The organism is Nocardia sp. NPDC127579 (genome assembly GCF_042672005.1).
Lineage (GTDB): Bacteria > Actinomycetota > Actinomycetes > Mycobacteriales > Mycobacteriaceae > Nocardia.
Window position 1 is genome coordinate 1 of the sequence record NZ_JBHXVZ010000013.1, and the last position, 22,848, is coordinate 22,848.

The 22,848-nt window shown below is 68.0% G+C and carries 22 protein-coding genes and 2 tRNA genes; 16 read left to right on the forward strand and 8 right to left on the reverse strand.

Translation table 11 applies throughout. From position 1 onward, the window contains the following. Window positions 1-102 precede the first annotated feature (102 nt). The 8 genes from ACFVMC_RS31190 to ACFVMC_RS31225 all read left to right on the forward strand — a co-directional run bounded on the left by ACFVMC_RS31190 (window position 103) and on the right by ACFVMC_RS31225 (window position 7,283). The gene (locus tag ACFVMC_RS31190) at window positions 103-1,152 is read left to right on the forward strand and encodes an ABC transporter permease (RefSeq protein WP_379216446.1); all 1,050 of its coding nucleotides are present in this window, start codon (window positions 103-105) and stop codon (window positions 1,150-1,152) included. Next, window positions 1,149-1,934: an ATP-binding cassette domain-containing protein gene (locus ACFVMC_RS31195; protein WP_379216265.1), complete on the forward strand. Its 786-nt coding sequence runs from the start codon at window positions 1,149-1,151 to the stop codon at window positions 1,932-1,934. The genes ACFVMC_RS31190 and ACFVMC_RS31195 overlap by 4 nt, the downstream gene beginning before the upstream one ends. Then, a complete protein-coding gene (iolC, locus tag ACFVMC_RS31200; RefSeq protein WP_379216266.1) occupies window positions 1,931-2,881 on the forward strand; it encodes a 5-dehydro-2-deoxygluconokinase in 951 nt (316 codons plus the stop codon). Before ACFVMC_RS31195 ends, iolC begins: the two co-directional genes overlap by 4 nt. 32 nt (window positions 2,882-2,913) lie before the next feature. Then, entirely contained in the window at window positions 2,914-3,807 is an 894-nt protein-coding gene (locus tag ACFVMC_RS31205) for an aldolase (RefSeq protein WP_379216268.1), read from the forward strand. Next, window positions 3,804-4,682: a 5-deoxy-glucuronate isomerase gene (gene iolB / locus ACFVMC_RS31210; RefSeq protein WP_379216269.1), complete on the forward strand. Its 879-nt coding sequence runs from the start codon at window positions 3,804-3,806 to the stop codon at window positions 4,680-4,682. Before ACFVMC_RS31205 ends, iolB begins: the two co-directional genes overlap by 4 nt. 12 nt (window positions 4,683-4,694) lie before the next feature. After that, window positions 4,695-6,608, forward strand: coding sequence for a 3D-(3,5/4)-trihydroxycyclohexane-1,2-dione acylhydrolase (decyclizing) (gene iolD / locus ACFVMC_RS31215; protein WP_379216271.1), 1,914 nt, complete (start codon window positions 4,695-4,697; stop codon window positions 6,606-6,608). A gap of 169 nt (window positions 6,609-6,777) precedes the next feature. Next, entirely contained in the window at window positions 6,778-6,981 is a 204-nt protein-coding gene (locus ACFVMC_RS31220; RefSeq protein WP_014987157.1) for a cold-shock protein, read from the forward strand. 95 nt (window positions 6,982-7,076) lie between these two features. Beyond that, window positions 7,077-7,283, forward strand: coding sequence for a cold-shock protein (locus ACFVMC_RS31225; RefSeq protein WP_379216273.1), 207 nt, complete (start codon window positions 7,077-7,079; stop codon window positions 7,281-7,283). On the opposite strand, the gene ACFVMC_RS31230 is transcribed toward ACFVMC_RS31225, so the two are convergent. Then, the gene (locus ACFVMC_RS31230; protein ID WP_379216275.1) at window positions 7,273-8,079 is read right to left on the reverse strand and encodes a DNA polymerase beta superfamily protein; all 807 of its coding nucleotides are present in this window, start codon (window positions 8,077-8,079) and stop codon (window positions 7,273-7,275) included. The genes ACFVMC_RS31225 and ACFVMC_RS31230 overlap by 11 nt on opposite strands. A gap of 817 nt (window positions 8,080-8,896) precedes the next feature. Here ACFVMC_RS31230 and serA point away from each other — a divergent pair. Beyond that, entirely contained in the window at window positions 8,897-10,495 is a 1,599-nt protein-coding gene (gene serA / locus ACFVMC_RS31235) for a phosphoglycerate dehydrogenase (protein ID WP_379216277.1), read from the forward strand. Window positions 10,496-10,545: 50 nt separating this feature from the next. Here the strand turns inward: serA and ACFVMC_RS31240 are convergent, their stop codons facing one another. Then, window positions 10,546-10,785: a hypothetical protein gene (locus tag ACFVMC_RS31240; RefSeq protein WP_379216278.1), complete on the reverse strand. Its 240-nt coding sequence runs from the start codon at window positions 10,783-10,785 to the stop codon at window positions 10,546-10,548. A gap of 133 nt (window positions 10,786-10,918) precedes the next feature. Between ACFVMC_RS31240 and ACFVMC_RS31245 the strand changes: the two genes are divergently transcribed. After that, window positions 10,919-11,926: a 3-isopropylmalate dehydrogenase gene (locus ACFVMC_RS31245; protein ID WP_379216280.1), complete on the forward strand. Its 1,008-nt coding sequence runs from the start codon at window positions 10,919-10,921 to the stop codon at window positions 11,924-11,926. A 68-nt stretch (window positions 11,927-11,994) separates the two neighbouring features. Here ACFVMC_RS31245 and ACFVMC_RS31250 read toward each other — a convergent pair whose 3' ends face one another. The 3 genes from ACFVMC_RS31250 to ACFVMC_RS31260 all read right to left on the reverse strand — a co-directional run bounded on the left by ACFVMC_RS31250 (window position 11,995) and on the right by ACFVMC_RS31260 (window position 15,941). Next, a complete protein-coding gene (locus ACFVMC_RS31250; RefSeq protein ID WP_379216282.1) occupies window positions 11,995-13,413 on the reverse strand; it encodes an FAD-dependent monooxygenase in 1,419 nt (472 codons plus the stop codon). Window positions 13,414-13,610: 197 nt separating this feature from the next. Next, a complete protein-coding gene (locus ACFVMC_RS31255; protein WP_379216284.1) occupies window positions 13,611-14,687 on the reverse strand; it encodes an ADP-ribosylglycohydrolase family protein in 1,077 nt (358 codons plus the stop codon). 66 nt (window positions 14,688-14,753) lie between these two features. Further along, window positions 14,754-15,941, reverse strand: coding sequence for an MFS transporter (locus ACFVMC_RS31260; protein WP_379216285.1), 1,188 nt, complete (start codon window positions 15,939-15,941; stop codon window positions 14,754-14,756). Between the two features lie 237 nt (window positions 15,942-16,178). Here ACFVMC_RS31260 and ACFVMC_RS31265 point away from each other — a divergent pair, with 237 nt between their 5' ends. The 4 genes from ACFVMC_RS31265 (at window position 16,179) to ACFVMC_RS31280 (ending at window position 18,844) form a co-directional block, all read left to right on the forward strand. Next, window positions 16,179-16,952 carry a fumarylacetoacetate hydrolase family protein gene (locus tag ACFVMC_RS31265; protein WP_379216287.1) on the forward strand — a complete coding sequence of 258 codons (774 nt, stop codon included), beginning with the start codon at window positions 16,179-16,181 and terminating at the stop codon, window positions 16,950-16,952. Between the two features lie 15 nt (window positions 16,953-16,967). Next, window positions 16,968-18,440: a glutamate--tRNA ligase gene (gene gltX / locus ACFVMC_RS31270; protein WP_379216289.1), complete on the forward strand. Its 1,473-nt coding sequence runs from the start codon at window positions 16,968-16,970 to the stop codon at window positions 18,438-18,440. Between the two features lie 125 nt (window positions 18,441-18,565). Beyond that, a tRNA-Gln gene (locus tag ACFVMC_RS31275) sits at window positions 18,566-18,637 on the forward strand. A gap of 134 nt (window positions 18,638-18,771) precedes the next feature. Then, a tRNA-Glu gene (locus ACFVMC_RS31280) sits at window positions 18,772-18,844 on the forward strand. Between the two features lie 253 nt (window positions 18,845-19,097). Here the strand turns inward: ACFVMC_RS31280 and ACFVMC_RS31285 are convergent. The 3 genes from ACFVMC_RS31285 to ACFVMC_RS31295 form a co-directional block, all read right to left on the reverse strand. Then, entirely contained in the window at window positions 19,098-19,280 is a 183-nt protein-coding gene (locus tag ACFVMC_RS31285; protein WP_379216291.1) for a DUF5302 domain-containing protein, read from the reverse strand. Between the two features lie 74 nt (window positions 19,281-19,354). Then, window positions 19,355-19,855, reverse strand: coding sequence for a pyridoxamine 5'-phosphate oxidase family protein (locus ACFVMC_RS31290; RefSeq protein WP_379216293.1), 501 nt, complete (start codon window positions 19,853-19,855; stop codon window positions 19,355-19,357). A gap of 33 nt (window positions 19,856-19,888) precedes the next feature. Then, window positions 19,889-20,590 (reverse strand): IclR family transcriptional regulator, encoded by a 702-nt coding sequence (locus ACFVMC_RS31295; RefSeq protein WP_379216294.1) that lies wholly within the window; start codon window positions 20,588-20,590, stop codon window positions 19,889-19,891. 156 nt (window positions 20,591-20,746) lie between these two features. Between ACFVMC_RS31295 and leuC the strand changes: the two genes are divergently transcribed. After that, window positions 20,747-22,171, forward strand: coding sequence for a 3-isopropylmalate dehydratase large subunit (leuC, locus tag ACFVMC_RS31300; RefSeq protein ID WP_379216296.1), 1,425 nt, complete (start codon window positions 20,747-20,749; stop codon window positions 22,169-22,171). 36 nt (window positions 22,172-22,207) lie between these two features. Next, window positions 22,208-22,816, forward strand: a complete 609-nt coding sequence (leuD, locus tag ACFVMC_RS31305) for a 3-isopropylmalate dehydratase small subunit (protein WP_379216298.1) — start codon at window positions 22,208-22,210, stop codon at window positions 22,814-22,816. Window positions 22,817-22,848 lie beyond the last annotated feature (32 nt).

The following is a 22,848-nucleotide window of genomic DNA, read 5'->3' on the forward strand; positions in this document are numbered from 1 at the left end:
CCTTCGGAGCCTCACCAAAGGCAAACCGACATGAGCTACACCCCACCGCCCTGGGCATCCAGGGCACCAACCCCAGACACCTACGAACTTAGGGAGACCGACATGACCGTTGCCACCCCGGTTTCGGACAAGTCGAGCGTGGTGGCAGCCGGTCCGTCCCTGTGGCACCGCTTGCTGGTGCGCCCGGAGGTCGGTGCGGCGCTCGGCGCGCTGGGGGTGTTCGTGTTCTTCTCGATCATCACCGAGCGCTTCCTCAGCCCGATGGGCATCGCGAACTGGCTGGACGACGCCTCCACACTCGGCATCATGGCGGTCGCGGTCGCGCTGCTGATGATCGGCGGCGAGTTCGATCTGTCGGCGGGCGTGATGACAGCGTCCACCGCCTTGGTGACGGCATTGCTGGCGGTCCACGCGGGCTGGAACGTGTGGGCCGCGCTGCTGGCGTCGCTGCTGTTCGCCTTGGCGGTCGGCGCGTTCAACGGCTGGCTCGTCATGCGCACGGGTATGCCGAGTTTCATCGTCACGCTCGGCACTTTCCTTGCGCTGCAAGGGCTGAACCTCGGCGTCACCCGGCTGGTGACGGGAACCGTTCAGGTGGCGGGTATTCGGAGCGCGCCCGGCTATCAGTCCGCGGGGTCGGTGTTCGCGTCGACGCTGCGGATCGGCGGCACCAGCGTGCAGGCGTCGGTGCTGTGGTGGATCGTGCTGACGGTGATCGCCGCATTCGTGCTGACCCGCACCCGGTTCGGCAATTGGATCTTCGCGGTTGGCGGCGCGCTGCCCAGCGCGCGAGCGGTCGGCGTGCCGGCCGATCGCACCAAGATCATCTTGTTCATGACCACCGCGTTCGCCGGCTGGGTGGTCGGTTCCTGCATGATCCTGCGATTCACCAGTGTCCAGGCCAACCAGGGCATCGGCCTGGAGTTGCACTACATCATCGCGGCGGTGGTCGGTGGATGCCTGCTCACCGGTGGGTTCGGGTCCGCCGTGGGCGCGGCCATCGGCGCGCTCATCTTCGGCATGGCCCGGCAGGGCATCGTGTTCGCCCGTTGGGACAGCGACTGGTTCATGCTGTTCCTGGGCGTGCTGCTGCTGGCCGCGGTGCTGGTGAACAACCGATTCCAGAAGCGAGCCGAGAGGGTCAGGCGATGACCGCCCCACTGATCGAGACCGTCGGTATCGGCAAGAGCTACGGCGGCGTGGTCGCCCTGAGCGATGTCTCGATGACGGTACGGGCGGGCGAGGTGACCTGTGTGCTCGGCGACAACGGTGCGGGCAAGTCCACGCTGATCAAGATCCTGGCCGGGGTGCACCAGTACGACCGAGGAGAGCTGCGGCTGAGCGGCGTCGCCACCCGATTCGCTTCCCCGCGTGCCGCTTTGGATCGCGGTATCGCGACCGTCTATCAGGATCTGGCCGTGGTACCGCTGATGAGTGTCTGGCGGAACTTCGTGCTCGGGTCCGAGCCCACGCGCGGCATCGGCCCGTTCCGCATGCTCGACATCCGCGAGGGCCGGGAGATCGCCCGGAAAGGGCTGTCGGACATGGGGATCGAGATCCGTGATCTGGAGCAGCCGGTCGGCACGCTCTCCGGCGGCCAGCGGCAGTGCGTGGCCATCGCCCGCGCGGTGCACTACGGGGCCGAGGTGCTCATCCTCGACGAACCGACCGCCGCGCTCGGCGTCAAACAGGCCGGCGTGGTGTTGCGCTATGTCGTGCAGGCGCGTGAGCGCGGGCTCGGCGTCGTGCTGATCACGCACAATCCGCACCACGCCTACCCCGTGGGGGATCGGTTCCTGCTGCTCAAACGCGGCACGGTGCTCGGCTCGTACGCCAAATCCGAGATCGACGTCGCCGAGCTGACCCGGCAGATGGCCGGCGGCGCGGAGTTGGCGGCGCTCGAGCACGAACTCGAGCGGGTGATCGACTCATGACCGCCGAAGTCGAGATCCTGACCGTCGGCCGGGTGGGGGTGGATCTGTATCCGCGTGAGAGCGGCGTACCGCTCGCCGCGGTCGACACTTTCGCGAAATCGCTCGGGGGTACCGCCACCAATGTCGCCGTCGCCGCCGCGCGGCTGGGCCGGCGCAGCGCCGTGCTCACCAAGGTCGGTCGCGACGGCTTCGGCGACTATGTGCGGACCGCGCTCGAAAACTTCGGGGTGACAGCGCGATACGTCGGCACCGCACCGAATCTGCAAACACCCGTGGTGTTCTGCGCGCTGGACCCGCCCGAAGATCCACCGCTGCTGTTCTACCGCGCGCCGCTCGCCCCCGACCTGACGCTCGAATCCCGGGATGTCCCTTGGGATCTGGTCGAGCGGGTGCCGCTGCTCTGGGTGACCGGCACCGGTGTCAGCGCCGAGAGCAGCCGCAGCACCCAGCGAGCCGTGCTGCGCCACCGTGGCCGCCGCGGCCACACCGTGCTCGACCTGGACTACCGGCCCATGTTCTGGCCCGATCCGGCGCTGGCCCGGCCGGAGATCGCCTGGATGCTCGACCATGTAACCGTCGTGGTGGGCAACCGCGCCGAAACCGAGGTGGCGGTGGGCACCGCCGACCCCGACACCGCGGCGGACCGGCTACTCGCCCGGGGCATCGGGCTCGCCGTCATCAAACGCGGCGCCGACGGTGTGCTCCTGGCCACCCCCGATCGGCGCTGGTCGATACCGCCGTGCCCGGTGCGCGTGGTGTGCGGGCTCGGGGCCGGGGACGGCTTCGGCGGGGCGCTGGCCCACGGTCTACTCTCCGGCTGGGATCCCGAACGGATCGCCGCCTACGCCAACGCCGCCGGCGCCCTGGTGGCCGCGCGACTGGCCTGCGCCGACGCCATGCCGACGCACGCGGAGATCGAGGCTGTGGCTACTCGAATGTCCCGGTGACAGTGCGGGTTCCGGCTATCGAAGGAGGCGTCATGTTTCTGACCGATGCGCGCTGGCGGGAACTGCTGCGTATCCGGGCCACCGATCCAGGCGCGGTCGAACGCGCCTATGCCCGCCGCGTCCGCAGACCGACCCTCATGCCGGACAAACCCACGCTGTTCCTGGTCGCCGCCGACCACCCGGCCCGCGGCGCGCTCGGCGTCGGCGCGGACCGCACCGCCATGGCCGATCGGCGCGCCCTGCTGGAGCGCCTGCTCATCGCCCTGTCCAACCCGGCGGTCGACGGTGTGCTCGGCTCCCCGGACGTGGTGGAGGAGTTGCTGCTGCTCGGTGCGCTCAACGACAAGGTCGTCATCGGCTCGATGAACCGCGGGGGCCTGGCCGGTGCGGAATGGGAGATCGACGACCGATTCACCGGCTACGACGCCGATTCCCTGGTGAGGTACCGCCTCGACGGCGGCAAAATGCTGCTGCGCCTGGTCGATTCGGATCCGGGCACGGTACCGACCCTGCACGCCTGCGCCCAGGCGGTGTCCGAGCTCGCGGCACATGGCCTGCTGGCCATGGTCGAACCGCTGCCGTATCACCGGGACGAGTCGGGCACGCTGGTCATGAGCAAGGACGCACCGGCGCTGTCCCGGGCGATCACGGTCGCCTCCGGGCTGGGCGTCACCTCCGCCTACACCTGGCTGAAAATCCCTGCACCCGAGGACAACTCGGTGCTGGACGCGACCACCCTGCCGGTCCTGGTGCTCGGCGGAACACCCTCGGTCGATCCGGCCGCCGACATCGCCTCGTGGGGGAGCGCGCTGAACCACGAGGTGGTGCGCGGACTGGTGGTCGGGCGGTCGTTGCTCTATCCGCCCGACGGGAATGTGGCCGCCGCGGTGGACGCCGCCGCCCGGGTCCTGAAGGAAGCCCGGTGAGGCTGCACAGGACGGCGGGGTCGCTGGCGGACGGGGCGGATCCGGTGCTGCTGACACCGGAACAGGCCGAGTGGGCGTATACCGGTCTGCGAGTGCTCACGGTGCCCGCCGGGACCGCCCGAACGGTCCACACCGGTGAGTTCGAGGCGTTCGTGCTGCCGTTGGCGGGTTCGGGCACCGTCCGGGTCGATGGCGTCACCTACGAATTGCGCGGCCGCGACACGGTATTCACACGCGTGACCGATTTCGTCTACATCCCGCGCGATGCCGAGGTCGAGCTGAGCTCGGCGCGTGGCTGGGAGGTGGCGTTGCCGATGGCGCGGTGCACTCGTCGGCTGAGCCCGAAATACGGTCCTGCCGAGGATGTTCCGGTGCAGGTGCGTGGCGCGGGCCAGGCGACCCGGCAGGTCACCAACTTCGGTGTCCCCGGGGTGTGGGACCACGCCGACAAACTCAACGCCTGCGAGCTGATCACACCCGACGGCAACTGGTCGTCCTATCCGCCGCACAAGCACGACACGACCTCCGAGTGCGAGGTGGTCAACGAGGAGATCTACTACTTCCGGATCGCCGACCGGGATGGCATCACCCCGTCCCGCACGGGGTTCGGCCTGCACCGCACCTACGACGACACCCTCGATGTCACCGTCGCAGTCCGCGACGGTGACGTCTTCCTGATCCCGCACGGCTACCACGGCCCGTGTGTCGCGGCGCCCGGCTATGCCATGTACTACCTGAACGTGCTCGCCGGACCCGCCGCGGACCGCTCCATGGCCTTCTGCGACGACCCCGCGCACACCTGGGTGCGCGCGAGCTGGACCAGCCAACCCCGCGATCCCCGTTGCCCTGTCACCACCCACGAGGGGCGCCCGTAGAGGACGGTTCCGATGTATTCGACCACCGCACAAGCCCTTGTCGCCTGGCTGATCGCGCAACGCGCGGAAGCGCTCGACGGGCGCGAAGTCCCGCTGTTCCCAGCGGTGTTCGCGATCTTCGGGCACGGCAACGTGCTCGGCCTCGGCACCGCGCTCGCCCAGCGGCGGGACGAACTGCCCACCTGGCGTGGCCACACCGAGCAGGGCATGGCGCTGGCCGCGGTCGGCTACGCCAAGGCCACCCATCGCCGCCAGGTGGGCGTGGCCACCTCCTCGATCGGGCCGGGCGCGCTGAACATGGTCACCGCCGCCGGGGTGGCGCACGCGAATCGCCTTCCACTGCTGCTGCTTCCGGGGGACACCTTCACCGGGCGCGCGCCCGACCCGGTACTGCAACAGGTCGAGCACTTCCACGACCCGACCGGCACCGTCAACGACGCATTCCGGGCGGTGTCGCGGTATTTCGACCGCATCACCCGTCCCGAACAGCTGATCGCCACGCTGCCGCAGGTGGCGCGCGTGCTGACCGATCCGGCGGACGCGGGCCCGGTCACCCTGGCCCTCCCGCAGGATGTCCAGGCCGAGACCTTCGACTTCCCCGACGCCCTGTTCGAACCGGTCGTGCATCGAATTCCGCGCCCCCGTCCGGATATTCGCGCGCTCGAGGCCGCTGCCGCGGCAATCAGGTCGGCCGAGCGGCCACTGCTCGTGCTCGGCGGCGGTGTTCGCTATTCGGACGCCATTTCCCAGATCATGGAACTCGCTGAGCGGCACGGGATTCCGGTCACCGACACCACCGCAGGGCGCACGCTGATCGCGCACGACCATCCGCTCTACGCGGGACCACTCGGTATCATCGGATCAGCATCGGCCAATTCCCTTGCCGCCGAAGCCGATCTGGTGCTCGCCATCGGCACCCGGCTCCAGGATTTCACCACCGCCTCCTGGACCGTCTTCGCCTCCGACGTCCGCGTCGTCACCATCAACACCGCCCGCTTCGACGCCGTGAAGCACGGTGCGCTGGCCGTCGTCGGGGATGCGCGGGTGACCGTCGCCGAACTCGCCGCGCACCTGTCCCCGGAGGGGCGTGTCGAGGAGTCCTGGACCCGGCGCGCGGCAGTCCTGCGCGGCGGCTGGGACGCCCGTATCGACGAGTTGCGCGCTCCCACGGCGGGTGTGCCCAGCTACGCCCAGGTGGTCGGCGCGGTCAACGATCTGAGCGAGCCCGGCGACTACGTCATGACCGCCTCCGGCGGCCTGCCCGGCGAACTCGTCGGCGGCTGGCGCGCGCACGGCGCGGGCCCCGCGATGGATGTCGAGTACGGCTTCTCCTGCATGGGCTACGAGCTTGCCGGGGCCTGGGGCGCGGCCATGGCGCACACGGGCGGGCTGGTCACCACGCTGCTCGGCGACGGGTCGTATCTGATGGCGAATTCCGAGCTGTTCTCGGCGGCTTTCGCGGGCCACCCGTTCGTCGCGGTGGTGTGCGATAACGACGGTTACGCGGTCATCGCGCGGCTACAGGCGGGGCAGGGCGGAGTTTTGTTCAATAATTTCTACGCCGATTGCCGGACCACCCTCCCGGATCCGCCCCGCGTGAATTTCGCCGCGCACGCGCAGGCGCTCGGTTGCGCGGTCTTTCCGGCCGCTGACCTGGCCGAGTTCCGGGCGGCGTACTCCGACGCCCGGGCCGCGGCCCTCGAACACTCCCGGCCGGCGGTCGTCGTGGTCCGCACCCGGCCCGCAACCTGGACCGAGAGCGATGCCTGGTGGGAAGTCGGTGTGCCGCAACATCTTTCCGGCAGGGCGGACTACGAACCGGGCAAGCGCCGACAGCTCCGCTACCTCGATCCGGCGCGCTCAGTAACTTCTCAGGTGGGCCAGCGGCGTCCCGGTGCGGAATTTCCGGATGGAAATGGGGGCTGAGCGGCGCGAATACCCGCTGGGGCCGATCACCATGGCGCGGGCCCAGGGTTGGTTACCTCACAGTTGGGCCCTCTGGATGTGGCCGAATTCGTCCGATCATGGCATCGTTGACCTACGAGACCAGGACATTCCGTTTGTCAGAATCTGGCTCGTCTACAGAAAGTATGAAATGGCTCAGGGCATTGTGAAGTGGTTCAACAGCGAGAAGGGCTTCGGCTTCATCGCGCAAGACGGCGGAGGCCCCGACGTCTTCGTGCACTACTCGGCCGTCAGCGGCTCGGGTTTCCGGTCCCTCGATGAGGGTCAGCGCGTGGAGTTCGAGATCGGCCAGGGCCAGAAGGGCCCGCAGGCGCAGGACGTTCGCGTTCTCTGATCTCGCGATCTAAAGCTTCGACAGCCCCCGCACCAGCACGGTGCGGGGGCTGTCTCGCTTTCCGGGGCCTGTGCGCCGCCCTCTAGGATGGGTGCGTGGCGCACGGCACCGTGAAGTGGTTCGACACGAAAAAGGGTTTCGGGTTCATCGCGGCGGACGGTGGTGGCCCCGATGTGTTCGTGGACTACCTCGAACTAGGCCGCTCGGGCTTCCGTCACCTCACCGAGGGGCAGCGGGTGGAGTTCGATATCCGGGCGGCCAAAGCCGGCCCCGAGGCCGTCGGCGTGCGCGTCATCGACTGAGCGCCTCGCGGCGGAAGAACTCCGTCGTCAGCTCCCGGGCCCGGTCCGGATGCCGCCCTGATCCCGTCGGGAAACCCGCTGCGGCGAGTTCGAACTCGGCGGCCAGGAACTCGGCGATCGGCGCCGGAATCGTTCCGCTGCCCATCTCCCGTGTTCGGGCCTTCAGTTCGGTGAGCTCGGCGACCGATTCCACCAGGGCCGAGGGCAGCTCGCATTCGGCCAGCAGCGTCGGCAGGTGCATCGGCGCGACCGCGGCCCCCGGATGCTCACGCAGCCAGCGCAGCGCCATCGCGGGCCGCAGCGCGTAGAACACCTTTTTCAACGAGCGACCGCGCTCGAATAGCGCCCACTGCTTGCTGCCCAGATGCAGATAGTGGCGGGCCACCCGGTCACGATCGGCCACCTCGGCCGCCAGCGCGCGCAGCGCGGTCCGGAAGTCCGCGTCGCCGCGATAGACGATCGGTGACATCAGCCACTCGATGAGCACCGCGTTGCCCGCGACCAGCAGGCGCAGCGCCTTGGCGAGATCCCAGCCGTTCACATCCAGCAGGCCGACCAGCGGCGTCTCGATGACATCGCGCGCGGGCCATGGCGTCAGGTAAGTGTCCAGATCGCCGATGTAGACGAAGCGGCAGTCGTAGTCGGAGTCGGGGGAGGGGAAGCCCCAGGCGCGGCTGCCGCTCTCCACGGCCAGCCGCACGGTGACGTGGTGCTCGCGCTCGACCCGGGTCAGCTCATCGTCGATCTGCCCGACAACGGTCGGGTCCATCGTGCCGGGGATCGTGCGCAGCGTCATGCTCGCGGATGCTAGTTGTGCTCGCGCCCGGTGGGCCATCGGTTTTCGCCGCGCCGACGCGTGCCGGTCTTCCCGGCGGATTTCGGGGGTATCACGGACACATTCCGAGAATTTCCGTCTGCGTGCCCGGCGGGTGGCGGCGGAGTGGATAACAGCGGCATCTTATTGAATTGCCGCCGCTCGACCTGGAATTCTTAGAAGTCTGCCAGAGTTCTCTCACGGAATTCCGAGCGAGCCTCGACCTGGTCGACCGTCCAGCCTGCTCTTCGCTTATTTCCCCAGGTCAAGCCCACGATTCTGGGGGCGCTGGGTCCAGTTCAGCGTGGCTTGGGTCACACGATGAAATAGTTGTGTCCTGCATCACTAAACCGGAGAATTTCGTAACCGCATTCGCACGGGCCCCGATGTGTCATGTGCAAGCCAGTTCGCTGGAAACATTTCGACCGAAGAGGTATTCAAATGATCCCCGTTATCATCGACACCGGTTCCGCTGCGCTGTCCGGTCTGCTCAACACCGGCTCCGCTGCCTTCCACGGCATCATCGACACCCTGTGGACCGGCTCGTTCGGCGGCTGATCTGAATTCTCGATCGAACAATTCGATCGACCCTGCGCTGCCTGATCGGCGCGAAATGTGGGAAGGCCTCTCGCCTCGGGTGAGGGGCCTTCCGCCATGTCCGGGCCGGCCGTGACGTGGGCCACTGACGGCGGGTGCCTACCGGGGGGTAAAGGGGCCCGAAATCGATCCCACTAAGCTGTGCGGCGGGCTGTAATGCACCCCAGACAATGTCGACCACCATTCCCAGGAGTACTCCATCGTGAGCCAAGCAGGCCGTCCCGTTGTCCTGATCGCCGACAAGCTCGCCCAGTCGACCGTCGACGCGCTCGGTGATGGAGTCGAGGTTCGTTGGGTCGACGGCCCCGACCGCCCGGCGCTCCTCGCCGCGGTCCCCGAAGCCGACGCGCTACTCGTGCGCTCCGCGACCACCGTCGACGCCGAGGTGCTCGACGCCGGGAAGAACCTGAAGATCGTCGCTCGCGCCGGCGTCGGCCTCGACAATGTCGACGTGCCCGCGGCCACCGAGCGCGGCGTCATGGTCGTCAACGCCCCGACCTCCAACATCCACACCGCGGCCGAGCACGCCGTCACCCTGCTGCTCGCCGCCGCCCGCCAGATCCCCGCCGCGGACGCCACCCTGCGTGAGCACACCTGGCAGCGCAGCAAGTTCAACGGCGTCGAGATCCTCGGCAAGACCGTCGGCGTCATCGGCCTGGGCCGGATCGGCCAGCTGTTCGCGCAGCGCCTGGCGGCCTTCGAGACCAAGCTCATCGCCTACGACCCCTACACCTCCCCGGCGCGGGCGGCTCAGCTCGGCATCGAACTGGTGACCCTGGACGAGGTGCTCGAGCGCGCCGACTTCATCTCCATCCACCTGCCCAAGACGCCCGAGACCAAGGGCATGCTGAACGCGGAGACGATCGCCAAGACCAAGAAGGGCGTCATCATCGTCAACGCCGCCCGCGGCGGCCTGATCGACGAGCAGGCGCTCGCCGACGCCATCACCTCCGGTCACGTCCGCGCCGCCGGCATCGACGTCTTCGAGACCGAGCCCTGCACCGACAGCCCGCTGTTCGGTCTGCCGCAGGTCGTGGTGACCCCGCACCTGGGCGCCTCCACCGCCGAGGCGCAGGACCGGGCCGGTACCGATGTCGCCAAGTCCGTGCAGCTGGCCCTCGCGGGTGAGTTCGTGCCCGGCGCGGTCAATGTCACCGGAGGCACCGTGACCGACCAGGTCGCCCCGTGGCTGGACATCGTGCGCAAGCAGGGCGCGCTGCTCGGCGCGCTCGCCTCCGAGCTGCCGGTCAGCCTCGAGGTGCAGGTGCGCGGCGAGCTGTCCGCCAGCGATGTCGCGGTGCTGGAACTCTCGGCGCTGCGCGGAGTCTTCTCGGCGCTGGTCGAGGACCAGGTCACGTTCGTCAACGCGCCCGCGCTGGCCAAGGATCGCGGGCTCGAGGCCACGGTGAGCACCCACACCGAGAGCCCGACCCACCGCAGCCTGGTCGATCTGCGCGCCGTCTTCGGCGACGGCCGCACCCTGAACGTGGCCGGCGCGCTCACCGAGCCCGCCCAGGTCGAGAAGATCGTCAACATCAACGGCCGCAACTACGACATGCGCGCCGAGGGCCTGAACCTGGCCGTCCTCAACTACGGGGACAAGCCGGGCGCGCTGGGCAAGATCGGCACCAAACTCGGTGAGGCCGGGATCGACATCCTCGCCGCGCAGCTGAGCCAGGACGTGGACCAGGAGGGCGCGACCGTGGTGCTGCGCGTCAACCAGGACGTGTCCGCCGAGGTGCAGGCCGCGATCGCCGAGGCCGTGGGCGCGGCCAAGGTCGTGCTCGTCGACCTGGCCTGATCGACGACCGTTCGCCGAGTCCCTCGCATGTGGGGGGCTCGGCGTTTTCGTCAGTACACCTCGACCTGCCGTGCCTCGATCGCTTCCTTGGCCTCGACCAGGCTGGCCGCCGGATCGAGCGTGCGGTAGAGCCGGATCGCCTGAATCTTCTTGCCGCGCCGCAGAAGTTCGTCGATCTCGGCGTAGTCCAGCGTCGAGGCCGGGTCCTCGATGCCGAGATGCGCGAGAATGAGGTCGATCTTGCGTTCGAGCCGGTCGATCTTGCGCTCGAGTCTGTAGTTGTCGAACATGCTCCAAACTCTAGCGAGAATTGCCGATCTCACTGTGTGAGAGAGGTTTGCCCTGGTGACAGGGGTGTCCCCGGTGCCAGCTATCGTGGGCCGGATTGACGGGCGCACACATCCGAACAGGAGCATTACCTTCATGAAGCTTGCTGTCATCCCCGGTGACGGAATCGGTCCCGAGGTCATCGCCGAGGCGCTCAAGGTGCTCGACGTGGTGCTGCCCGGTGTCGAGAAGACCGAGTACGACCTGGGTGCCAAGCGCTACCACGCGACCGGTGAGATCCTGCCCGACAACGTGCTGCCCGAGCTGAAGCAGCACGACGCGATTCTGCTCGGCGCGATCGGCGACCCGTCGGTGCCCAGCGGCGTGCTCGAGCGTGGGCTGCTGCTGCACACCCGCTTCGCGCTCGACCACCACGTCAACCTGCGCCCGTCCAAGCTGTTCGCCGGTGTCACCAGCCCGCTGGCCGGTAACCCCGACATCGACTTCGTGGTCGTCCGCGAAGGCACCGAGGGCCCCTACACCGGCACCGGCGGCGCCATCCGCGTCGAGACGCCGCACGAGGTCGCCACCGAGGTCAGCACGAACACGCGCTTCGGCATCGAACGCGTGGTGCGCTACGCCTTCGCGGTCGCGCAGACCCGCCGCAAGCACCTCACGCTGGTGCACAAGAACAATGTGCTCACCTATGCCGGGTCGCTGTGGCAGCGCACCGTCGACGCGGTCGCCACCGAATTCCCGGAGGTGACAACGGCTTACCAGCACATCGACGCCGCCACCATCCACATGGTGAACGATCCGGGCCGCTTCGACGTGATCGTCACCGACAATCTGTTCGGCGACATCATCACCGACCTCGCCGCCGCCGTCTCCGGCGGTATCGGCCTGGCGGCCTCCGGCAATATCGACGCCTCCGGCGTCAACCCCTCGATGTTCGAGCCGGTGCACGGCAGCGCCCCCGATATCGCGGGCCAGTCCAAGGCCGACCCGACCGCCGCCATCCTCTCGGTCTCCCTGCTCCTGAACCACCTGGGCCACACCGAGCAGGCCGCCCGCATCGAAGCTGCCGTGGCCAAGGACCTCGCCTCCCGCTCCGGCACCTCCTCCACCGTGGAGATCGGCGACCGCATCGCCGCCGCCGTCTGAGCACGCCCGTCAGCGAATACAGGCCCCGACCGGATCGGTCGGGGCCTTCCGCGTTTCGGGGTGCCGGGTCAGGCGGCGAGAGTCGCGGCGAAATCGAAGGTCTCGGGGTCGCCGGCCCAGGCGATGTAGCCGTCGGGGCGGATCAGGAGTGCGTCGCGCTGGGGTTCGGCGGGGGCGACGACCCGGATGTGGTCGGCGAGGGGGATCGGGGTGGCGGTGATCAGGATGAACGTTCCGGCGCGCAGGGCGGAGTAGAGACGGTCACCGTCGGCGAGCGGGAGGTCGGTGGCGCGGGTGCCGACGCGGTGGTCGGCGCCGTGCGGGCGGGGGTAGGTGAAGCCGATGCCCGAGATCGAGCCGGCGATCCTGTGCGCCACCGGCGGCAGCGAAAGCGCGCCGTTGGCAACGGTATTGCGGACCATGCGGCCGAGGCGGGAATCCAGCATGGCGGCGCGGATGATGGCGCCGCTGCTGCGCAGCACCTCCGCGCCGACCGGGTGCCGCTCGGCGTGGTAGGTGTCGAGCAGGCGCTCGGGCGCCCAGCCCTGCAGCACCGCAGCGAGTTTCCAGCCGAGATTGGCGGCGTCCTGGAGGCCGGTGTTCATGCCCTGCCCGCCGGCGGGGGAGTGGACGTGGGCGGCGTCGCCGGCCAGGAAGACCCGGCCCATCCGATAGGACTCGACCTGCCGCTCGTCGCTGTGGAAGCGGGAAAGCCAGCGCGGATCATGCATGCCGAAATCGGTGCCGAGCGCGCGCCGCACCACCTCGCGCAGTTCCTCGAGCTGCACCGGCTCGGTATCGGGCACCTGGTTGCGGCGATTCCAGGCGAAGATCCGGTACCAGCCGTCGCCGAAGGGGGCGACGAAGGCGAACGCGTCGCCGACGCCGTTGACCGCCAGCACATCCTGCGGCGGCTCGCTGAGCCGGACATCGGCCAGCATGATCGACTTCAGCACCGACTTACCGGGGAACTCCAGGCCCAGGGTCTCGCGCACCCGGCTGTGGTACCCGTCGGCGCCGACCAGGTAGCGTGCACGCACGGTGTGTGTCGAATCCTCGTGCCGCACTTGGGCTTCGATGCCCGTTCCGGTGTCGGTGAAGGTGATCAGCTCGGCCGCCGGGACCAGGTTCGCGCCGAGTTCCACGGCCCGCTTGCGCAGGACCTCCTCCACGTGGGTTTGCGGGGTGATCAGCAGATAGGGGAAGCGGCCGTCGAGCAGCTTGCCCAGGTCGACATGGACCCCGCCGAACAGGCGGAGTTCGTCGATGGTGGCGCCGCCGTCGAGGACCGGCTCGGCGATGCCGCGCGCGTCGAGCTGCTCGAGGGTGCGGGCATGCACGCCGAAGGCGCGGGTGAGCTGGGATCCGGTGGCGTGCTTCTCCACCAGGGTGACGGCGACACCGGCGCGTGCGAGGTCTCCGGCCAGCAGCATTCCGGTCGGCCCGCCGCCGATCACCAGGACATCGGTCTGTTCGGGAATCATCATGCCCTCCAAGCTTTCTCGATGACCAACGTTTGTTGGCCAACGCTTGTTGACAACGATAGACCGCCTCCCGAACAGAAGTCAACGGTTGTTGGCCAACGAGTGTTGACTTCCGGTGGCCGGCTCTGCGACCACGACGAAAAGAGCGAATGTCACGCATGGAACGTGACATTCGCTCTGGATGCTGATCCTCCGGCCGACTACTCGGGTAGGTCGAGTGGGTACCGCTGCTCGATTCGAGCGCGGTCGCGGTAGCCGAAATTGACCACGAGGTCATCGGCGACCTGGAGGATCACATCGCGCCCCTCCACCTCGGCGACCCAGTCCATGGGGAGCTTGCTCAGCCCGTGCACCGCTCCGAGCAGATTGCCCGCGACCGAACCGGTGGAATCGGAGTCGCCGGAGTGGTTCACCGAAAGCAGCAGGGCGGCACGGATATCCTTGGTTTCCTCCGCGCGCAGCGCGCAGTACACCGCGACGGCGAGGCACTCCTCGGCGATCCAGCCCGCGCCCACCTGCTCGACCACCTCGGGCGTCGACTCGGCGTCGTCGGCCAGGCGGATCGCGGTCTCCAGTGCGGCAACGGTTTCCGCACTGCCCGGCACCGGGTCCAGTTGAGCGATGGTCTGCGCCAGCGCGGTTCGCAGGTCCAGGCCGCCGAGAATCCGATCGAGCAGCGCCGAGAACGCGCCCGCCGCCAGGTAGCCGGTCGGGTGACCGTGGGTGAGTTGAGCGGCGCGGGCAGACACGTCGAAGGCGACGTCGGCGCCGAGTCCGGCCAACCCGAACGGAGCCGAGCGCATCACCGTGCCACAGCCTTTGGAGTTGGTGTTGACGGTGCCGGGCTGTCCCAGAGGCACGGGCGGCTGATAGCCGGCCCGCTGGATCTGTAGCCCGCCCATGCAGGCATTGCCCGGCGCGCGCACGTCGTAGAGGAACTGCTGGGCGGCCAGCCAGCCATCGGGCGCCGGGCCCGGGCCGGGCCCGCGCTGCGTGTCCAGCCATCGCAGATAGGCGCGGCGCAGCGCGGGGATGGGATCGGCGCCGGGCGGTGTGCGCAGCAGGGCTTCGGCGCTGAACAGCGTCATCTGGGTGTCGTCGGTGATCCGGTGCGGCAGTGGGCGGCCCGGGAGAAACCCGGTGACGCCCGTGCTGCCGTATTCCTCGCGGATCCGATCCAGCGACAAGAACTCGATCGGCCACCCGAGTGCATCGCCGACGGCCCCGCCCAGAAACGCGCCCCGAACCTTGTCGACAATCTCTGCGTACTCCTCCATCCGCAAGATCCTGTCAGCTGACCGGGCCGCGGGCCAGCCGGTTCGCCGACCGGCCCGCGGCCGGGACTACCGCTGCGACCGGTCGGCGGGCACCAGCGGCACCGCGGCCACGGCGAGCGCGGCCGCCGCCAGATAGGCGACCGGAAAACCGGTCATCGTGATCAGCGCGCCGAAAACCGGTGGGACGGCGGCGATCACCAGGTTCTGGCCGGTGTTCTGCACGCCCAGACCGCGCCCGCTCCAATAGGGCCCGGCAATCTCGGCGACCGCCGTGAACGCCAGCCCGTTGTCGGACACCGTGATCACCGAGGCGGCGACCAGCAGCGGCACCGCCGCCCACCACCAGTGTGTCCACGCGGTGATGCCCAGGGCTGCCATCGAGATCACCGCCGCGATCGCCACCGTGCGCAGCGGGCCCATCCGGCTGCCGACCCGATCCGACCAGGCGCCCGCGCCGATCCGGCCCAGCGCGCCCAATGCCTGGGTTCCGGTGACCAGTAGGCCCGCCGCCGCCAGCGACCAGCCCAGATCTCGGTGCAGCCACAGCAGTCCGAAGGTCCATACCGTCGCCTGCGGGAAGACCAGCAGCACCGACACCGCATGGATGCGCCACAGCGTTCCGTCGCCGCGATAAGGGTTGGCGCGCAAGGACGGATCGGCCTCCGACGGCTTCGGCCGCGGCGGGTCGACGATGCCGGCCAGGCAGCCGATCGCGGCGGCGCCCGCCATCAGCGCGGGCACCAGAACCGCAGCCGCTACGCCGAATTCGGCCGCGACCGCCGGAATCGTGACCGCGCCGACGCCGACGCCCAGCGGCTGGGCCGTTTGCCGGATGCCCATCGCCAGCCCGCGCCGCTGCGGCGGGAACCAGCCGACGATGACCCGCCCGCTGGCGCCGTTGGTGCTCGCCGCGCCCACGCCGCCGGCGAACAGCAGTGCGCCCAGGGCGATGTCGTTGTGCGTCGCGGCGGCGGCGCAGCCGGCTACGAACATCAGCAGCGGGCCGCCGACCAGCACTTTGCGCTCGCCGATCCGGTCGACCACGTAGCCCCAGGCGATCAGTGTGCACACCAGTCCGACCGTCGGCATGGCCACCAGCAGTCCGGCCGTCGGCAGTGCCATGCCGCGCGCGGTCAGTGCGGGCAGCAGGAACGGCACACCGTGGACGAACACCGAACTCGACGCCTGGGCGAATACGCCGAGGCCGAGCATGGACCACCGCCGCGTATCGCGGATCTCCACCGTCGTAGCCATCGGCCTCACCTCGATATCTCAAACTATGGGATCATGGTCCCATTCTATGAACTCGTAGACAGCACGCTACACCCGCGTGACCGATTCCGTTCCCGCCGGGCGCTGTCACACTGCTCACACCATCCCCTCGCATCACTTCGGCCCGCGCCGAAACGCGAACCGTCTCGGCCCCACCCCCTTTCGGGCCCGTCCACAACCCCGTTCTGGCAGGTCGAGGCGGGTGGATAGACTGCGGCCATGCGCCTAGGTCGAGTTGCAAGTCCGGATGGGGTCGCGTTCGTCAGCATCGACGGGCAGGGAAGCGACGCCATCGCGAAGGAAATCGCGGAACACCCGTTCGGAAACCCCACCTTCACCGGACGGAGCTGGCCGCTGGCCGATGTCCGCCTGCTCGCGCCGATCCTGGCCAGCAAGGTGGTCTGCGTCGGGAAGAACTACGCCGCGCACGCCGCCGAAATGGGCGGGCCCGCGCCCGAAGAGCCGGTCATCTTCCTGAAGCCGAGCACCGCCATCATCGGGCCCAACGTCCCGATCATCCTGCCGCCCAGTTCTTCTCAGGTCGACTACGAGGGTGAACTGGCCGTCGTCATCGGCCGCCCGTGCAAGGACGTGCCCGCCGCGCGCGCCCAGGATGTGATCCTCGGCTACACCGTCGCCAACGACGTGACCGCCCGCGATCAGCAGCGCGCCGACGGCCAGTGGACCCGCGGCAAGGGCTACGACACCTTCTGCCCGCTCGGTCCGTGGATCGAAACCTCTTTGGACGCAACAGATGTCGAGATCGTCACCGAGCTCGACGGCGAAGTGAAACAGCGCAGCCGGACTTCGCTTCTGCTGCATGACATTCCGAAACTCGTTGAATGGGTATCCACAGTGATGACCCTGCTGCCGGGCGACGTCATCCTGACCGGCACTCCCGAGGGCGTCGGGCCCGTCGCGGAGGGTCAGCAGGTCTCGGTCACCGTCGAGGGGATCGGCACCCTCATCAATCCCGTTGCCGCCAAGCGCTGATCACGAAAGAGAGCAATGACCGACGTAAGGGTCCGCTTCTGTCCATCGCCCACCGGGACGCCGCATGTCGGCCTGATCCGGACGGCCCTGTTCAATTGGGCCTACGCCCGCCATCACGGCGGCAAATTCGTCTTCCGGATCGAAGACACCGACGCCGCACGCGATTCCGAGGAGTCCTACCGGGCGCTGCTGGACGCGCTGCGCTGGCTCGGCCTCACCTGGGACGAGGGCCCGGAGGTCGGCGGCCCGTACGAGCCGTACCGGCAGTCGCAGCGCCGGGATCTGCACCTGGACGTGGTGCGGCGACTGGTCGAGGCCGGCGAGGCCTACGAATCCTTCTCCACCCCTGAGGAAGTCGAGGCGCGTCACCGCGCGGCCGGACGCGATCCCAAGCTCGGTTACGACAATCACGACCGCTTCCTGACCCCGGCGGAGATCCAGGCGTTCCGCGACGCCGGCCGCCCCGCGGTCATCCGCCTGCGCATGCCCGACGCCGACCTGACCTGGCACGACCTGGTGCGCGGCGAGACCACCTTCAAGGCGGGCACCGTCCCCGACTTCGCGCTCACCCGCGGTTCCGGCGATCCGCTCTACACACTGGTCAACCCGGTCGACGACGCCATGATGCGGATCACCCACGTGTTGCGCGGCGAGGACCTGCTGTCCTCCACGCCGCGTCAGCTCGCGCTCTATGCCGCCCTCGAGCGCATCGGGGTGGCGGAGTTCACGCCGGAGTTCGGGCACCTGCCGTTCGTGATGGGCGCGGGAAACAAGAAGCTCTCCAAGCGCGACCCGGAATCGAATCTGTTCGCTCACCGGGATCGCGGATTCATCCCCGAAGGTTTGCTGAATTACCTCGCCCTGCTCGGCTGGGGTATCTCCGACGACCACGACGTGTTCTCCATGACGGAGATGGTCGAGGCATTCGATATTGCGAAGGTGAATTCGAATCCGGCGCGATTCGATCAGAAGAAGGCGGATGCGCTCAACGCCGAGCACATCCGATTGCTGGAAACCGGCGATTTCGCACGTCGACTGCGTGAGTTCCTCACCGATCAGGGACATATCGGCGCAGAGGTCGATGAGAAGACGTTCGCCGCGGCGGCCGAACTGGTACAAACTCGGATCGTCGTACTGGGTGATGCCTGGGATCTGCTGCGATTCCTGTTCATTTCCCCGGCGGAATTCGCTATCGATCCCGCGGCGGGCGCGAAGAATCTCGGCGGGGACGCCGTAGCCGTATTGGATGCCGCCATTGCCGCATTGGAGCCGCTGGCCGAGTGGACGACTCCCGCGATCGAGGAAGCGCTGAAAACCGCGCTCATCGAGGATTTGGGGCTCAAGCCGCGTAAGGCGTTCGCGCCGGTGCGGGTCGGGGTGACCGGATCACACATCAGCCCGCCGCTGTACGAGTCGATGGAGTTGCTGGGCCGGGAACTCACCCTGGACCGGCTGCGCGCCGCTCGGAACTGGGCACCAACGGCCTAATTCGGCCGAAAACAGGGCTTTGACCAGGCGATTTGTGGTTTACCGGGAGGGGTTTGGTACTCTTCTTCTCGTTCGGAACACGGCCTCACAGTCACCCAGACGGTGGGGTCTTGCGTTCTGGTCATTGGGGTATGGTGTAATTGGCAACACAGCTGATTCTGGTTCAGCCATTCTAGGTTCGAGTCCTGGTACCCCAGCTGGGAATGTTGTTCGTCTCTCGGTTCGCGGCCGAAAGTGGTTCAGCATCCGGCGATTTGGTCGCCGGGCTCCGGTCAGCTAAGCTAACCGAGCTTCCAAGGTCAAGGATCAAGCATCCGAGACCGAAAGTCCTGGCCCCGTCGTCTAGCGGCCTAGGACGCCGCCCTCTCAAGGCGGTAGCGCGGGTTCGAATCCCGTCGGGGCTACACAAGATGGAAGGCTCATGCTCATGGAGAGCATGAGCCTTTCTTGTTTCGCATTTTTTGTGGGGGCGGAGCCCCCACGCCCCACCCGGAGGGGCTGCGCCCCCCGGACCCCCCAATCCTGCGCTGGTACATACAGGGGGGTGTAGGTGTGAGGTGGGTGTAGGTGTGGGGTGGGTGTACGCACAAGTAAGGCCCCCGCACGTTGGTGTGGGGGCCTTCTTGTTCTTGCCTTGTTCTCTTGGTTGTGCTGGGTTTATCCGCTCTTGCGGCGGAATTCGCGCTTGTGGCTGGCGTTGCCGTGGGCGGCGTTGGCCTTGGAGCGGCCGTCCAGGTGGTCGTTTGCCTTGGCGTGCTGGGACTTCTTGCGCTCCAGTGCCTCACGGAACTTGCGCTTCACCTCGTCGGTGCCTTCGGCTGAACCTGCCGAATCCGTCATCGCCTGCTCCTCCTCGTCGACCTCTATCGAACTCCATGACGCTAGCCTGCGGCCGCTGCCGTGTCATGCCACTTTCAGTCCAGCGGGTCGGCGGTGCTGCCGCCGCGCGGCATCTCGGGCAGGCCGAGTTTGCGGTGGTCCCAGCTGCGGATCCGATCCGCGGCCACCCGCACGGCGACGCGCTTGTGCAGCATCTGCTCGACGAACGGGCGCATCTCCTCGCTGTAGGGGCCGGTGTAGCGCTCCCAGACGCTGACGCCGACCGCGAACAGGCGCTCGGGATCGTCGACGATCTCGGCGGTGCCTTCGAAGGAGACGCCGCGCAGCTGGTCGTAGGTGTCGCCGGCCTCGATCATCACGGTGACGCGCGGATCGCGGCGCAGGTTGACCGCCTTCTGCGATTTGGCCTTGGTCTCGAACCAGATCTCACCGTCGAGCACGGCGTACCACATGGCGGTCAGGTGCGGCGTGCCCTGCGCGCTCAGCGTGGCCAGGGTCGCGACCCGGCTGCGCTGCAGGAATTCGGTGATCTCGGTGTCGGACATGACGATCTGTGCCCGTTGATTGACTCCCATGGCCCAACTCTAGAGCCAAGCAGTTAGAACGCGTTACAGACGTTTGTGCAAAGCTTCGGCCGCGGCCACCAGATCGGCGGCCCAGCGTGCGCCCGGACGACGGCCCATGCGGTCGATCGGTCCGGATACCGAGACGGCCGCGACGATGGTGCCCGCGCTGTCGCGCACCGGCGCGGACACGCTCGCGACACCGGCCGCGCGTTCGGCCGCGCTCTGCGCCCAGCCGCGTTTGCGGACCTCGGCCAGGGCGCGTTCGCCGAAGACGGCGTCGGCCAGGATGATGCGCTGCAATTCCGGATCGGCCCAGGCGAGCAACACTTTGGCGGCCGAGCCGGCGGTGAGCGGGAGCCGGGCGCCGACAGGCACGGTGTCGCGCAGGCCGACGGGCGGTTCCATCGAGGCGATGCAGACCCGGGAGTGGCCGTCGCGCACATAGATCTGCACGCTCTCGCCGGTGATCTCGCGCAGCCGCGGCAGAATGGCCGCCGCTGCCTCCTGGAGTGGGTCCGAGGCGCCGGCGGCGAGTTCGGCCAGGGCGGGCCCGGGCCGCCAGAGTCCGTTGCTGTCACGGGCCAGCAAACGATGCACCTCCAGCCCGACCGCGAGCCGGTGGGCGGTGGCCCGGGGTAAGCCGGTGCGGGTGCAGAGCTCGTTGAGACCACAGGGATGCTCGGCGACGGCGTAGAGCACCGCCACTGCTTTGTCGAGAACGCCGATACCGCTATGCTGTCTCATAGAACGATATTAGCGTCTCGGATGTTGAGATGGTCAACCCTGGGGTGATCAACGGCACCGATGTCGCGATGGACCGAACTCTTTGGCAGCAGCCCGCCGCGCGTGTTCAGCCCCGTGCGCGGGTGGGTTCGCTGCTCGTCGGAAAGGTGATCGAACATGGCCGACCGCCCACGCACACTGGCCGAAAAGGTGTGGGAACAGCACGTCGTTGCTCGCGGCGAAGGCGAAGGCGCCGCGCGGGAACCCGATTTGATCTACATCGATCTGCACCTGGTGCACGAGGTGACCAGCCCGCAGGCATTCGACGGCCTGCGCGCCGCCGGACGGCAGGTGCGGCGCCCGGATCTCACCATCGCCACCGAGGACCACAATGTCCCCACGGTCGATATCGACAAGCCGATCGCGGACCCCGTTTCGCGCACCCAGGTGGAGACGCTGCGGCGCAATTGCGCGGAATTCGGGGTGCGGCTGCACCCCATGGGCGATCTCGATCAGGGCATCGTGCACGTGGTCGGCCCCCAGCTCGGCCTGACTCAGCCGGGAACGACCGTGGTCTGCGGTGACAGCCACACCTCGACTCACGGTGCGTTCGGCGCGCTGGCCATGGGTATCGGCACTTCCGAGGTCGAGCACGTGCTGGCCACCCAGACGCTGTCGCTGCGCCCGTTCAAGACCATGGCCATCACCGTGGACGGGCAACTGCCCGCCGGCGTGACGAGCAAGGACCTGATCCTGGCCGTGATCGCGAAGATCGGCACCGGCGGCGGTCAGGGCTATGTGCTCGAATACCGCGGCGAGGCCATTCGAGCCATGTCGATGGAGGCTCGAATGACGATCTGCAACATGTCGATCGAGGCGGGCGCGCGGGCGGGCATGATCGCGCCGGACGAAATCACCTACGAATTCCTGAAGGGTCGCCCGCACGCGCCGCAGGGTGATGACTGGACGGCCGCTGTGGCCGCCTGGGACGCGCTGAAGACCGACGAGGGCGCCGTTTTCGATCACGAGGTGCACATCGACGGCAGCGCCCTGACTCCCTTCGTCACCTGGGGCACGAATCCCGGACAGGGCGCTCCGCTGGGCGCCTCGGTGCCGAATCCGGCCGAGATCGCCGACGAGACGGCGCGCGATGCCGCGGAGAAAGCTCTGCGGTACATGGATTTGACCCCGGGTATGCCGCTGCGGGAGGTCGCCGTGGACACCGTATTCGTGGGTTCGTGCACCAACGGGCGGATCGAGGATTTGCGGGAGGTGGCGGGGGTGCTGGCGGGCCGCAAGGTCGCCGACGGTGTCCGAATGCTGGTCGTACCGGGCTCCATGCGGGTGCGCGCGCAGGCGGAAAAAGAAGGACTCGGCGAGATTTTCACCGCCGCGGGCGCCGAATGGCGCCAGGCCGGCTGCTCGATGTGTCTGGGAATGAACCCCGATCAGCTCGATCCGGGCCAGCGCTGCGCGTCCACGTCCAACCGCAACTTCGAGGGCAGGCAGGGCAAAGGCGGCCGTACGCACCTGGTTTCCCCGCTCGTGGCGGCCGCGACGGCGGTCCGCGGAACGCTGTCCTCGCCTGCGGATCTGGACTGATTCGGCGCGAATCCCTACTCGATCAGGAGAATCTCAATGGAAGCCTTCACCGTCCACCAGGGTGTCGGGGTGCCGCTGCGCCGGTCCAATGTCGACACCGATCAGATCATCCCCGCCGTCTATCTGAAGCGGGTGACCCGAACCGGATTCGAGGACGGCCTGTTCGCGGCCTGGCGATCGGATCCGGACTTCATTCTCAACACCGAGCCTTACAAACACGGCAGCGTGCTGGTCGCCGGTCCGGATTTCGGTACCGGTTCCTCACGAGAGCACGCCGTGTGGGCGCTGTCGGACTACGGCTTTCGGGTCGTGATCTCCTCGCGCTTCGCCGACATCTTCCGCGGCAATGCGGGTAAGGGTGGGCTACTGGCCGCGCAGATGTCACAGAATGATGTCGAAATGCTCTGGAAGTTGATCGAGGAACAGCCCGGCCTCGAATTGGTAGTAGACCTCCGAACCCGCACCGTGACGGCCGGAACGGTCGTGTTGCCGTTCGATATTGATGACTACACCCGGTGGCGTCTGCTGGAGGGTTTGGACGACATCGGGCTGACGCTGCGGCGTAGCGAGGTCATCGCCGAGTTCGAAAAGGCAAGGCCGAGTTGGAAGCCCGCCACGCTCCCGGCGCGTATTTCGCAGGCGTAATCACACCGGGCAGATAGCTGGGTACCACGGGA

Coding starts and splice junctions, on each gene's coding strand:
- ACFVMC_RS31245 (WP_379216280.1), top strand. CDS start 10,919: ATGAAGCTTGCTGTCATCCCCGGTGACGGAATCGGTCCCGAGGTCATC.
- ACFVMC_RS31230 (WP_379216275.1), bottom strand. CDS start 8,079: ATGACGCTGCGCACGATCCCCGGCACGATGGACCCGACCGTTGTCGGG.
- ACFVMC_RS31255 (WP_379216284.1), bottom strand. CDS start 14,687: ATGGAGGAGTACGCAGAGATTGTCGACAAGGTTCGGGGCGCGTTTCTG.
- ACFVMC_RS31290 (WP_379216293.1), bottom strand. CDS start 19,855: ATGGGAGTCAATCAACGGGCACAGATCGTCATGTCCGACACCGAGATC.
- ACFVMC_RS31295 (WP_379216294.1), bottom strand. CDS start 20,590: ATGAGACAGCATAGCGGTATCGGCGTTCTCGACAAAGCAGTGGCGGTG.
- ACFVMC_RS31190 (WP_379216446.1), top strand. CDS start 103: ATGACCGTTGCCACCCCGGTTTCGGACAAGTCGAGCGTGGTGGCAGCC.
- ACFVMC_RS31260 (WP_379216285.1), bottom strand. CDS start 15,941: ATGGCTACGACGGTGGAGATCCGCGATACGCGGCGGTGGTCCATGCTC.
- ACFVMC_RS31205 (WP_379216268.1), top strand. CDS start 2,914: ATGTTTCTGACCGATGCGCGCTGGCGGGAACTGCTGCGTATCCGGGCC.
- ACFVMC_RS31265 (WP_379216287.1), top strand. CDS start 16,179: ATGCGCCTAGGTCGAGTTGCAAGTCCGGATGGGGTCGCGTTCGTCAGC.
- ACFVMC_RS31240 (WP_379216278.1), bottom strand. CDS start 10,785: ATGTTCGACAACTACAGACTCGAGCGCAAGATCGACCGGCTCGAACGC.
- gltX (WP_379216289.1), top strand. CDS start 16,968: ATGACCGACGTAAGGGTCCGCTTCTGTCCATCGCCCACCGGGACGCCG.
- leuD (WP_379216298.1), top strand. CDS start 22,208: ATGGAAGCCTTCACCGTCCACCAGGGTGTCGGGGTGCCGCTGCGCCGG.
- iolC (WP_379216266.1), top strand. CDS start 1,931: ATGACCGCCGAAGTCGAGATCCTGACCGTCGGCCGGGTGGGGGTGGAT.
- ACFVMC_RS31250 (WP_379216282.1), bottom strand. CDS start 13,413: ATGATGATTCCCGAACAGACCGATGTCCTGGTGATCGGCGGCGGGCCG.
- leuC (WP_379216296.1), top strand. CDS start 20,747: ATGGCCGACCGCCCACGCACACTGGCCGAAAAGGTGTGGGAACAGCAC.
- ACFVMC_RS31285 (WP_379216291.1), bottom strand. CDS start 19,280: ATGACGGATTCGGCAGGTTCAGCCGAAGGCACCGACGAGGTGAAGCGC.
- ACFVMC_RS31195 (WP_379216265.1), top strand. CDS start 1,149: ATGACCGCCCCACTGATCGAGACCGTCGGTATCGGCAAGAGCTACGGC.
- ACFVMC_RS31220 (WP_014987157.1), top strand. CDS start 6,778: ATGGCTCAGGGCATTGTGAAGTGGTTCAACAGCGAGAAGGGCTTCGGC.
- iolD (WP_379216271.1), top strand. CDS start 4,695: ATGTATTCGACCACCGCACAAGCCCTTGTCGCCTGGCTGATCGCGCAA.